Genomic DNA, 11929 nt, shown 5'->3' with positions numbered 1-11929 from the left:
GGGGGGCAGCGTCGTCTCGCGGACGGATACGCAGCTGCCAAGCTTACTGAGGAAACCAGTTCTGATTTATGATGTTTTTTCTCGTCTTGATTGAATCCAGTTCATGAATGAAGGATGTCCATGTTTTCCTCGGAGCGTTTGAAGGGCATCGATGTATTCGTCTGCGTCGCCGAAACCGGCAGCTTCAAGGCCGCCGCTGAGCGGATGAATCTCACGGGTTCTGCCATCAGTAAAAGCATTGCTCGCCTGGAGAGTCGGCTCGGCGTTCGACTGTTCGAACGTACGACTCGACGTATTTCGCTGACCGATGCAGGCGTCGCTTTTCTTCGCACCTGCACCGGCGTGCTGGCCGACCTCGAAGAGGCCGAGCTGTCGCTACAGGCTGAAAACGCCGAACCCCATGGCAGGGTTCGGATCGACCTTCCCGGTGCTTTTGGCCGTTCCCAGGTACTGCCTGTCGTCTTGCGATGCCTGGAGCAATACCCGCAACTGGTACCGCACATTTCGTTCTCCGACGGTTTCATCGACGCCGTGCAGGAGGGCGTGGATATCGTTATCCGGTTGGGAGGCGCGGAGGTTTGGCCGGATACGCTGGGGCATCGGTACCTTGGCAGGGAATGGCATATTTTCTGCGCATCACCTGCGTATCTGGCCAGGCATGGCACGCCCCTGACTGACCTTGATCTGGAGCAGCACCGGTGCATCGCCTACGGTTGGCGGGATGGAAATGTCAGCCCCTGGAATTTCGCCGGGCGCCATCGGGGCGAAACGCTCAGGAAACAGGTGTCGCCAAAGCTGGTGGTGGGCGATGGCGAGGGCTTGGTGGCTGCGGTATTAGCGGGTTGCGGTATTGCCCAATTGCCGTCCTGGTTGGTCCAACGGCAACTGGACGAAGGGACATTGGTTGAAGTGTTGCCCCAGTTGGCAACCGATGGGATGGCGATCAGTCTTGCCTGGCAGAAAAGCCGTGAGATGCTTCCCAAGGTCGCTGCTCTACTGGACGTGCTGACGACCAGTTTGGCTCAGGCAGCAGGAGGGCCGGCACAACGGTTATAGAGGTTCTTGCCCGTGGTGCGACGACTACGTCGACACCGAATCATGGCAACAGACGCAAAGCTTGTTGCCATCGAGATCCCGAAAGTAGGCGCCGTAATAATCGGGATGGTAGTGGGGTCTCAAGCCGGGTTCTCCCTCACACGTCCCGCCCAGCGCCATCGCTGTTGCGTAGCTGCTCCTGACAGTTTCCCGGCTGGCGGCAAGCAGAGCCACCATCTGTCCGTTGCCGGGTTCGCTTGCCTTGCCGTCAAACGGTTTGCCAATCACGAAGATCGGGCGAGGCGAGTTTTCGGCAATCCAGCCAGCCCAGCCTTTCGTGGCGTCGCAAAATTTCAAGGTAAGCCCCAGTTCGGCCATGAGTTTTGAATAGAACACGAAGGCGCGATCAAAATCGGCGATACCTAAAAAGACGTGGGAGATCATGATGGCTACCGTTTTGTCTGTGGGCGCGAAGGGGTGTTTTGACATCCAGCGTACGCTGCCACAGGTATCATCGCGCTGCCAAGTTCGGGCTGTTAAGACTTTCGCCCAGACGCTTGAGGCCTGGCCTGCCGCGCTTCGGTACCGACGACCAGCCAGATGCCCACCCCGGACACCGCCATCCCGACCACCATCTGCCAGGAAAGCGGTTCGTCGAACATGGCCCAGGCCCAGAGCATCGTAATGGGCGGGCTGAGGTACAGGGCGCTGGCGACCCGGGTGGCCGTCGCGCGGCGCAGGCATAGCCAATAAAGGCCGTAGCCGCCCATCGTCGACAAGCCTGCGGTCCACAATACGCTCAGTGCAAAGCCTGCGCTGGGTAGTGGGGCCAGGCTGCCATGGACGCCCTCGACCAGGGCGAAGGCCAGGCCCGACACGCAACACTGCAGCCAGAGGTTGGGTAGCAGGCCCAGCGATTGTTCGGCGGGCAGGTATTTCTGCCACAGGGTCGCGACGGCGAGCGAAAGCATGCCCAACAGCGGCAGGCCATAGGCCCACAAGGGCGCGTTACCCCACGCCAGCGCGCCTTGGGTCACCAGCATGACGCCGAGCAGGCCGATAAGCAGCCCCGCCCAGACCTGCCAGGCCAGCCGTTGTCGGAGTACGCCGGCGGCCAGCAGTGCCAGGCCCATCGGCAACAGGTCGGCGACCAGCGCGGCCAAGCCCGCAGGCACACCCAGGGCAATGCCTTGGGTGATACCGCCCAGATAGCCCGCCATCGCCAGGAGGCCGATGCCCGCGTTCTTCAACAGCACGGCGGGAGAGGTCCGGCGTAGCGACCTGGCGACGAAGGGAAGCAGGACGAGCGTGACCACGACGCACCGCCAGAACACCACCAGCAGGGCCGGCGCGTAATCGATGGAAAAGCGCGCGCCGACGAAGCCGGAACTCCACGACACAAGCAATGCCGCTTCGAGCAACGGCAACGGAATCAGCCAGTACCAGGCAGGCCGGGGCAGGGAAGTGCAGGTCATCGATTTATTCGGGTTCATGCCCACAGGCTACGAAACCCGGCTAATCTAATAAATCAAAATGTAATGCATCAGTTGTTCACGAAGATTGAATCATGACGGCCATACTCGAGATCGACTTGATACGTACTTTTCATGCGGTGGCACGAATCGGGAAATTCAGTGCGGCGGCAGAGCAACTGCACAAAAGCCCGGCGGCGGTCAGCGTGCATATCCAGCGTCTGGAAGCGGTCGCTGGCGGGCGGTTGCTCAACCGGGACAATCAGTCGGTGTCCCTCACCGCGTTGGGCAAGCGTCTGCTCGTGGCGACGGCGGAGCTGCTGAGCACCCATGACCGGGTGCTGGCCGACCTGCACGGAACCCGTTTGGCGGGACGCATCACCTTGGGGGTGCCGGATGAATACGCAGACCATGTCATCCGCGACATCCTCCCGACTTTCGCCGCCGCGTGGCCCAACGTGGTGCTGGAGCTCAAGACCGCGCCAAGCTATGCGCTACGGGACCTGGTGCGGCGCGGCAAGCTCCAGGCGGCGGTTGTTGCCCAACCGAAGGGACAGATGAGTGCAGAGGCGCAAGTACTGGTGTCCACCACCCCGGTCTGGGTCGGGCCGGCCCACACGATGGCGGCCTCGATGGAGCCGCTGCCGCTGGCGGTACATGCGGCGCAATGCCCTTATCGGCAAGCGATGATGGAGGCCCTCAGGCAAAGTGGGCGCAAGACCCGCATCGTCCTGGAAAGCCCCTCCAACCAGGCCGTCAAGGCCTGCGTGGAGGCTGGGCTGGCGATCAGCCTGATAGACCGGGCGCGGGTGACGGATGCCATGCGGATCCTCGAAGGCCTGCCGGTGATCGCGGAGCATGAGGTGGTGTTCATGCGAGACCAGGCGTCACAGGGTGACGAAGCCGTGAGCCTGCTTGCCCGTGCCATGCAGCAGTATTTCCGGCTCTAGAACCGGTCAAGGGACTGCTGCGCAGTCCAGCGGGAGCAAGCTCCCTCGCCACAAAAGCCCGCAGGTGCAATACCCGAGGGCAATTGTGGCTAGGGTGGCGTTTGAATGGTCCACTCTGTCACCCAGCTGAACCCCTGTGGCGAGGGAGCTTGCTCCCGCTGGGCTGCGCAGCAGCCCCAAGACCAGCCCCAATGACCGGATCAAGCCGACAACGGCGGTGTCCGAGGCGGGACCAGGCGCTTGGAGCCAATCGACTCGAACGCCGACGCCAGTTGCAACAGCTTCGAATCATCATAGGCACGCCCGGCGAATGTCAGCCCGACGGGCATGCCGATGTCTGCCATGACGCCCATTGGCACGGTGACAGTGGGGACGCCCAGGTGGCGGATGGCGAGGTTGCCATTGGCGACCCAGACTCCGTTGCTCCAGGCGATATCGGCAGATTCCGGATTGATATCCGCATCCGCCGGCCCGACGTCGGCGACGGTCGGGAAGATCACCGCGTCCAGGCCCAGCCGCTCCATCCAGTCTTCCAGATCGATCCGGCGGGTCGCTTCAAGCCCCCGCAACCCGTCGGGCAGTGTGGGGATCTGGTCCCAGGGCGTGATGCCACGTTGGGCCATGTTCACGTATTCATCCATGCCGGCGGCCAGATCGTCCTCCCGGTTGGGCAGGGTGCCGGGGTCGTGGGGAAAGATCTTCGGTCCGTCGACATCGGCCAGGCAGTTCAACGTCGGATCACCGTTGGCCCGCAGGAAATCATCGAATGCCCAGGCCGACAGGTCCCACAGTTCATGGTGCAGGAACTCCTTGGACACCAGGCCGCGGGTGAACACCGTCGGTGCGCCGGGACGATCGCCCTCGCAGTTGGACACCAGCGGGAAATCCACCTCGACCACTTCGGCGCCACAAGCCTCCAGGGCCTTGCGGGCTTGTTCCCAAAGGTCGATCACCGAGGCGCGGGTGATGATTCGCTGCCCCGTCGGGCCGCCGATGCCGGGGGCCTCGGCCGTGCCGGCTTCAGGGTCAGCGTTGATGTACATCCGTGGCACGCCGAACCGAATGCCGGCCAGCGCCCCCGGGTTGCTGGCAAGGCTCGGATATGAGGCGGGACGAACCGAGTCGACGCTCGGAATCGGCACCCAGGGTTGCAGGCGCCACAGGTCGCCACGGGTGTCCGGGTCCTCGGCGACCACCACGTCGAGCACTTCGAGCAAGTCGGCCATGGTCCTGGCGAAGGGCACGACGACGTCCATGGTCGGCGTCAACGGCCAGTTGCCGCGCACCGAAATCACCCCACGCGACGGCGTGTAGGCGCACAGGCCGTTGTTCGACGCCGGGCCGCGTCCGCTCGACCAGGTTTCTTCGGCAAGGCCGAATGCCGCGAAACTGGCGGCGGTTGCCGTGCCTGCACCGTTCGAGGAGCCGGAGGCAAAGGGCGCTGTGAGGTAGTCGCCGTTGTACGGGCTTTCCGCACGGCCATACACCCCGCGCTGCATCCCGCCGTTGGCCATGGGGGGCATGTTGGTCTTGCCCAGGCAGATGGCTCCGGCGGCGCGCAGCCGTTCGATGGTGAACGCATCGCGATAGGCCACCAGGTCCTTGAACGCCGGGCTTCCGGAAGCGGCGGTGAGCCCCTTGACCAGATAACTGTCCTTGGCCGTATAGGGAATGCCGTCGAGCGGGCCGAGGGTCTGGCCGCTGGCCCGACGGGCATCGGAGGCCTGCGCTTCCTTCAGCGCATCCGGGTTGCGCACCACCACCGCGTTGAGGGCGGTGGGCGTGTCGGGGCCGTCGTAGGCATCGATCCTGGCGAGGTAGGCCTGGACAAGCGCTACCGCCGTGGTCTGGCCCGATTCCAGCGCGGCGCGCAGTTGGGCAATGGAAACTTCGGTGATGTCGATCATGCAGTTACCGCCGCGGTGGAAGGATGACGGGGGTGTCCGGGTCCATTGACGGTGGGGCCTGGCACTTCAGGTCATCTCAAGGTGGATATTTATCGGGTTTTGCTTACTGTACTACGGAAGAACGAACAAGGGCAGCCCATGTTTGATCGGACTTTTTTTCAAGCGTGCGCAAACTTCCCATCTTCAGACTTCGTTAAGAAACGGCCTCGATACTTCTCCCCAATAGCCCGAGGGAGAACGTTGCGCCATGCCCGATTTTGACTGGAATATTCACTTGCCGCTGGTCTTCGGTGACGCCGGGCTGCCGGCTCGCCATTTGCACCGAGCCTTGCCGGGACAACCTCGGCGGGCTGAGTTCGAAGCGTTCATCCAGCAGCGTTTTCGCCACGTCCATGGCGCCGACATTCGTCACTTCATGCCAGAGTTGTTCGGGCTCGACGATGTGCACGGCACGCTCTGCGCTGCGGCTGGCGTGCGCCGGGCCGCCCAGGGACCGCTGTTTCTCGAGCGTTATCTGGACAGCCCCATCGAGCCTTTGATCAGCGCCGCCGCCGACCGGCCGGTGGACCGCGCCGCCATCGTCGAGGTCGGCAACCTGGCCGCCAGTGACACGGGCAGCGCCCGGCTGAGCATTATCGCGATCACTTATCTGTTGGCCATGGGCGGCCTGGAGTGGGTTGCGTTCACCGGCAACGTCGGTCTGGTCAACAGCTTCCACCGCCTGGGCCTCAAGCCCGTGACCCTGTGCCCGGCCGACCCGCAACGCCTCGGCGAGGACCGTCACCTTTGGGGTCGTTACTACGAAAGCCAGCCGTGGGTTCATGTCGGAAACATTCGCGCCGGTTTTATTCATCTGCGCAATACCGGCTTGTTCAATCGACTGGGACTGCCCACGGACCTCGGAGAAACCAGCCATGTCGCCTGAGGTGGAACGGTTCAAGCGCACCTTGCGTGGGCATGCCGAGCGCAGGGGCCACGCTATTGCGTTGTGGGGCGACGGTTCGCAGCTCGACTACGCAACGCTTTACTCCGAAGTGGTGTACCGCCAGCAACGCCTGCGCGATGAACACATCAGCGTTGTCGCCCTGGCCCTGGACAACGGCATCGAAGCGATGCTCTGGGACCTTGCCGCGCTGTTTGAAGGGCTGGTCTGCGTCATCCTGCCCGGTTTTTTCAGCCAGGCTCAACGTCGCCACTGTCTGGAGCAGAGCCAGGCCGAGCGGGTGATTGCCGAGCCTGCGTTCGAAGCGGAACTGCAAGCTGCCGGATACCAGCACAGTGGCGAGTTCTGGCGGCGGCATTTCGACGGGCCGAGTCGTCTGCCGGCAGGCACCGCCAAGTTGACGTTCACCTCCGGTACCACCGGCACGCCCAAAGGCGTCTGCCTGAGCGCCGACAGCCTGTTGCGGGTGGCCCGTGAACTGGAGCAGGCCAGCCAACCGGTCGAGGCCAGGCATCACTTGGCATTGCTGCCCCTGGCGATTCTGCTGGAAAACCTTGGCTGCTACGCGGCGCTGTATGCCGGTGCCATGCTGAGCCTGCCCAGCCAGAAGAACCTCGGCATCCAGGGCGCGAGCGGGGTCGATTCGACGCGCCTGCTGGGATGCCTGGCCGAGCGTCGGGCGCAGAGTCTGATCCTGGTTCCGCAACTGCTGTTGATGTTGGTCACGGCCGCTGAGCAGAGGGCGTTCAACCCGCACATCGTGCGATTCGCCGCCGTCGGCGGGGCACGGGTGTCCCATGATTTGTTGCAACGGGCCCAGCGCGTCGGCCTGCCGGTGTTTGAGGGTTATGGACTGTCGGAATGCGCCTCGGTGGTGTGCCTCAATCGGCCACAGGCTCATCGTGCCGGCAGTGTCGGTCAGCCGCTGCCCCATGTGAAGGTCCGCTTGGCCGATGACGGCGAAGTCCTGATCAAGGGCTCGACGCTGCTCGGTTACCTGGGTGAGCCACCGCACGCCAGCGAATGGTGGCCCAGCGGCGACCTGGGCGAGTTTGACGCAGACGGTTTCCTTTACCTGCGCGGTCGCAAGAAACACCAATTCGTGACCAGTTTCGGTCGCAACGTGAACCCCGAATGGGTGGAAGCCGAACTGACCCAAGGCGGTGACGTCGCCCAGGCCTTCGTTTATGGCGAAGCCTTGCCGCACAACCATGGGTTGCTCTGGCCCGCCCGCGCCGACTGTACGGATCAAGCGCTCGAACTGGCCGTGGCCAAGGCCAACGACACGCTGCCCGATTACGCACGGGTCCATCGCTGGACACGTCTGGACCAACCCTTCAGCACTGCCAACGGCATGCTCACCGCCAATGGCCGGCCACGCCGGGAAGCCATCGTGGAGCGGTACCGGGCGCAGCTCACTTCACCTGTCTTGTCCGAGGAATCCCCATCATGAGTTTTTTTGACACGTTGCAAGCAGCTACCCAGCAAGAGCGTCAGACCCTGTTCAATCTGCCGATCATCCGTGACGCTCTCAACGGCCAGGTCAGCCTGAATAGTTATCGGGGTTTCCTGGTCCAGGCGTATTACCACGTGCGCCATACGGTGCCGTTGATGATGGCGTGCGGAGCGCGCCTGCCAACCCATCTGGAATGGCTGCGCAAGGCCGTGTGCGAATACATCGACGAAGAGTACGGCCACGAGCAATGGGTGCTGGATGACATCGCCGTGTGCGGTGGCGATCAGGACGCGGTGCGCAACGGCCAGCCATCGTTGCCCATCGAATTGATGGTCAGTTACCTCTACGACTTGATCGCCCGAGGCAACCCGGTCGGCCTGTTCGGCATGGTCAATGTGCTGGAGGGAACCAGTATCGCCCTGGCGACCCATGCCGCCGACAGCATCCGCCAGCGCCTGGAGTTGCCAGCCACGGCGTTCAGTTACCTCAGCTCCCATGGTTCGCTGGACATCGAGCATATGCAAACCTATCGCGGCTTGATGAACCGGTTGGACGCTCCGGCGGACCAGGCTGCGGTGATCCATGCCTCCAAGGTGGTGTACCGGTTGTACACCGACATGTTCCGGGGCTTGCCTCGTGACGGGGAGCATGAACATGCGCCTATGTGATGCGCGTGTCGTGCTGACGGGCGCCAGCGGTGGAATCGGCCAGGCCATCGCCGCCGCCCTGTGCGCCAGTGGCGCGCAGGTACTGGCCGTGGCCAGGCATCGCGAAGCCTTGCAGCCGTTGCTGGAACGTTATCCGCAGCACTTGAGCTGGGTCGAAGCCGACCTGACCTTCCTCGCCGACCGACGCAAGGTACTGGCCGCCGCCGAGAGCCAGGGCGGCATCAATCTGCTGATCAATGCCGCCGGCGTGAACCACTTCGCCATGCTCGAACAACTCGACGACAGCGAGATCAACGCCATGCTGGCGCTGAACATCAGCGCGCCGATCTGCCTGACCAAACTGTTTTTGCCGCGGCTCAAGCAGGCCGACAGTGCGATGGTGGTGAACGTCGGTTCGACCTATGGATCAATCGGCTACCCGGGCTATGCCAGCTACTGCGCCAGCAAGTTTGCCTTGCGCGGTTTTTCCGAGGCCTTGCGCCGGGAGTTGGCCGACACCCGCGTCGGGGTGCTCTACGTGGCGCCCCGGGCCACCCGTACCGCGATGAACAGTCCGGCGGCCGACGCGCTCAACCAGGCCCTCAAGGCCAACGTCGACGACCCGCAAACCGTGGCGGCGGCGGTGGTCCACGCCATTATCGGCGACCGGCGCGAGCTCTATCTGGGCTGGCCCGAACGTTTTTTCGTCGGCCTCAACAGCCTGCTGCCCAACCTGGTGGACCGTGGCCTGCGCAAGCAATTGCCACTGGTGCGCCGGCTCAGTCACAAACCCGAAAACGAGCACCTCAAACCATGAAAAGAATCCTCGCTTGCCTATTGATCGGCACCTTGAGCCAAAGCGTCTGGGCGTTGGAGGCGGCCGACCAGCAACGCCTCAGCGACATCCAGCAGCGCTGGGCCCACATTCAATATGAAGTGCCCGAAGGCCAACGCGCCGATGCGTTCGAAAAACTCTCCGTCCAGGCATCGGCGTTCAAGCAGGAGCGCCAATCGGTGGCCGAAGCGTGGATCTGGTCCGGCATCGTCAACAGCAGTTGGGCCGGCGCGAAGGGTGGGCTCGGCGCACTGGGCAAGGTCAAGGAAGCCAAGGGCGACCTGGAAAAAGCCCTGGCCCTGGACCCCAAGGCCCTGCAAGGGTCGGCCTACACCAGCCTCGGCGCACTCTACGACCGGGTGCCGGGCTGGCCCCTGGGTTTCGGCGATTCGGACAAGGCCGAGCAATTGCTCAAGCAAGCCTTGCAACTCAACCCGAACGGCATCGACAGCCTGTACTTTTGGGGCGATCACCTCTACCGTCAGAAGCGCTATAGCGAAGCCAAGGCGGCGCTGCAAAAAGCCTTGCAGGCAGCGCCGCGGCCGGGTCGGGAAACGGCCGATGCCGGGCGCCGCAAGGAGATCGACGCGTTACTGGTGGATGTGAACAAGCAACTGAGCGGACAGGAGCGCGTGTGCGTTTATTACTGATCGAGGATGACGTGGCCTTGGGCGAAGGTATCCATCAGGCCCTGAGCCGCGAAGGCTATACCGTCGACTGGTTGCAGGACGGTAGCAGCGCCTTGCATTCGCTGCTCAGTGAAACCTTCGACCTGGCGGTGCTCGATCTTGGCCTGCCACGCATGGATGGCCTGCAAGTGTTGCGGCGTTTGCGTGACAGTGGCTCCAACTTGCCGGTGCTGATCCTCACCGCCCGGGATGCCACCGAGGATCGCATCGCCGGGTTGGACGCCGGGGCTGACGACTATCTGGTCAAGCCCTTCGACCTGGCGGAGCTCAAGGCCCGGCTCAGGGCCCTGCTGCGCCGCAGCGCTGGCCGTGCCCAGGCGTTGATCGAACATGCCGGCATCAGCCTGAACCCCGGCACCCAGCAAGTCAGTTACCAGGGCAAGCCGGTGGCCCTGACGCCCAAGGAATATCAACTACTCCATGAACTGCTTTCGCCGCCGGGTCGCGTCATGACCCGTGATCATCTGATGCAGTTGCTCTACGGCTGGAGCGAGGAGGCCGAGAGCAACACGCTGGAAGTGCATATCCATCATCTGCGCAAGAAATTCTCTACCGACCTGATCCGTACCATTCGCGGTGTCGGTTACCTGGTGGAGGAGCGTCGATGAGTTCGATCCGGCGTCGCACCCTCACATTGATTCTCGGCCTCTTGTTCCTTGGCTTGTTGATCATCACGGTATTTAACCTGCATGACAGCAACCACGAAATCGCCGAGGTCTACGATGCCCAGCTGGCGCAGAATGCCCGGCTGCTGCAGGGCGTGATGCGCATGCCGATGGCGAGCAAGGAGCACGCCGAGCTGTATCAGGCGTTCAATGCGGCGTTGGGGCAGGCGGTGCCTAAAGTCGACGGTCATCCCTATGAAAGCAAGATCGCTTTCCAGGTCTGGAGCTCACAAGGTTCGTTGCTGGTTCATACCTCCAGCGCACCGTCGTTCACCTCACCGCCGAGTTCGCCCGGTTTCAGTGAGATCGTGGACCAGAAGAACCGTAAGTGGCGGGCGTTCGTCCTGGACGACGCGCAATACGGCTTCAAGATCTGGGTGGGCGAGCGTGACGACGTGCGTGCCGACTTGGTCGACCGCATTGTTCGTCACACCGTCGTGCCCAACCTGATCGGCAGCGTGGTGCTTGCCGCAGTGATCTGGCTGGCCATCGGTTGGGGGCTCAAACCCCTGGTCGATATGGCGGCAAAGTTGCGCGCCAGGCATCCCGGCTCACTTGAACCCCTGCAGATGATGCCACTCCCTACGGAGCTTGAGCCCATGCAGGCGGCCCTCAACCGCGTATTGGCGCAGATCCAGGAGGTGATGGGCCGTGAGCGGCGTTTCATCGCCGACGCCGCCCATGAAATGCGTACGCCCTTGGCCGTGCTGCGGGTGCACGCACAGAACCTGATGGAGGCGGGAAGCGAGCAAAGCCGTCGCGAGTCCCTGGAACATCTGATAGCCGGGGTCGACCGCACCACGCGCTTGGTCAACCAACTGCTCACCATGGCGCGGCTCGAACCGCAGGCAGGTGTTCCGACGCCCGCGGTCATCGACTTGCCTGCTACGGTTCGTGCGAGCCTGGTCCAGATGACCCCTTGGCTGTTGAGCAAGGGGCTCGAACCGGTGCTCGATGTCAGCGATGACATCGGTCCGGTTCGAATCGACCCGGTGGCCATCGACATCGCCTTGAACAACCTGGTGACCAACGCGGCCAATTTTTCTCCGGCCAATGGCACGATCACCGTACGGCTGGCCAGGAAGGGCGATCACTACGAACTGTCCGTCGAAGACCAGGGGCCGGGTATTGACGAGGCCGAGCGTGAGCGGCTCTTTGAGCGTTTCTACAGCCGTGGCAATGACCAGGGGGCCGGCTTGGGATTGACGATAGTGCGCACTATCGCCGATCGCCTGGGTGGCCAGATCCGGCTAGAGAACCGGGCCGAAGGCGGGCTGTGCGCGACCTTGGACATAGAGCGCTTTTAATCAACGTTCCCGGCGTCATGACA

At 63.0% G+C, this 11929-nt stretch carries 12 protein-coding genes; 9 read left to right on the top strand and 3 right to left on the bottom strand.

Features of this window, described 5'->3' with window-relative positions; genetic code table 11:
• Nucleotides 1-120: 120 nt before the first annotated feature.
• On the top strand, nt 121-1056 hold the full coding sequence (locus PSH84_RS21330; RefSeq protein ID WP_305483189.1) for a LysR family transcriptional regulator: 936 nt from the start codon (nt 121-123) through the stop codon (nt 1054-1056).
• A gap of 24 nt (nt 1057-1080) precedes the next feature.
• Here PSH84_RS21330 and PSH84_RS21325 read toward each other — a convergent pair whose 3' ends face one another.
• Complete coding sequence (locus tag PSH84_RS21325) at nt 1081-1479, bottom strand: VOC family protein (protein ID WP_122565869.1); 399 nt, start codon at nt 1477-1479, stop codon at nt 1081-1083.
• A 92-nt stretch (nt 1480-1571) separates the two neighbouring features.
• Nucleotides 1572-2528: a DMT family transporter gene (locus PSH84_RS21320; RefSeq protein ID WP_122565772.1), complete on the bottom strand. Its 957-nt coding sequence runs from the start codon at nt 2526-2528 to the stop codon at nt 1572-1574.
• Between the two features lie 74 nt (nt 2529-2602).
• On the opposite strand from PSH84_RS21320, the gene PSH84_RS21315 reads away from it, so the two are divergent.
• Nucleotides 2603-3457 (top strand): LysR family transcriptional regulator, encoded by an 855-nt coding sequence (locus PSH84_RS21315; RefSeq protein WP_305481757.1) that lies wholly within the window; start codon nt 2603-2605, stop codon nt 3455-3457.
• A gap of 200 nt (nt 3458-3657) precedes the next feature.
• Here the strand turns inward: PSH84_RS21315 and PSH84_RS21310 are convergent, their stop codons facing one another.
• The gene (locus PSH84_RS21310; RefSeq protein WP_305481756.1) at nt 3658-5364 is read right to left on the bottom strand and encodes an amidase; all 1707 of its coding nucleotides are present in this window, start codon (nt 5362-5364) and stop codon (nt 3658-3660) included.
• A gap of 247 nt (nt 5365-5611) precedes the next feature.
• On the opposite strand from PSH84_RS21310, the gene PSH84_RS21305 reads away from it, so the two are divergent.
• The 7 genes from PSH84_RS21305 to PSH84_RS21275 are packed head-to-tail and all read left to right on the top strand — an operon-like array spanning nt 5612 to nt 11906.
• Entirely contained in the window at nt 5612-6289 is a 678-nt protein-coding gene (locus PSH84_RS21305) for a thermostable hemolysin (RefSeq protein WP_305467393.1), read from the top strand.
• The gene (locus tag PSH84_RS21300; RefSeq protein ID WP_122565768.1) at nt 6279-7760 is read left to right on the top strand and encodes an AMP-binding protein; all 1482 of its coding nucleotides are present in this window, start codon (nt 6279-6281) and stop codon (nt 7758-7760) included. The genes PSH84_RS21305 and PSH84_RS21300 overlap by 11 nt, the downstream gene beginning before the upstream one ends.
• Nucleotides 7757-8431, top strand: a complete 675-nt coding sequence (locus tag PSH84_RS21295) for an iron-containing redox enzyme family protein (protein WP_122565767.1) — start codon at nt 7757-7759, stop codon at nt 8429-8431. The genes PSH84_RS21300 and PSH84_RS21295 overlap by 4 nt, the downstream gene beginning before the upstream one ends.
• Nucleotides 8418-9227, top strand: coding sequence for an SDR family oxidoreductase (locus tag PSH84_RS21290; RefSeq protein WP_305481755.1), 810 nt, complete (start codon nt 8418-8420; stop codon nt 9225-9227). Before PSH84_RS21295 ends, PSH84_RS21290 begins: the two co-directional genes overlap by 14 nt.
• A complete protein-coding gene (locus PSH84_RS21285; RefSeq protein WP_305481754.1) occupies nt 9224-9895 on the top strand; it encodes a tetratricopeptide repeat protein in 672 nt (223 codons plus the stop codon). Before PSH84_RS21290 ends, PSH84_RS21285 begins: the two co-directional genes overlap by 4 nt.
• Entirely contained in the window at nt 9880-10542 is a 663-nt protein-coding gene (locus tag PSH84_RS21280) for a response regulator (protein ID WP_122565764.1), read from the top strand. The genes PSH84_RS21285 and PSH84_RS21280 overlap by 16 nt, the downstream gene beginning before the upstream one ends.
• Nucleotides 10539-11906 carry a sensor histidine kinase gene (locus PSH84_RS21275; protein ID WP_122565763.1) on the top strand — a complete coding sequence of 456 codons (1368 nt, stop codon included), beginning with the start codon at nt 10539-10541 and terminating at the stop codon, nt 11904-11906. The genes PSH84_RS21280 and PSH84_RS21275 overlap by 4 nt, the downstream gene beginning before the upstream one ends.
• The last annotated feature ends 23 nt before the right edge of the window (nt 11907-11929 follow it).

It is taken from the genome of Pseudomonas beijingensis (assembly GCF_030687295.1).
Taxonomy (GTDB): Bacteria; Pseudomonadota; Gammaproteobacteria; order Pseudomonadales; family Pseudomonadaceae; genus Aquipseudomonas; species Aquipseudomonas beijingensis.
Note: the sequence above shows the minus strand (reverse complement) of the source record. Positions and strands in the feature narration are given on the sequence as shown.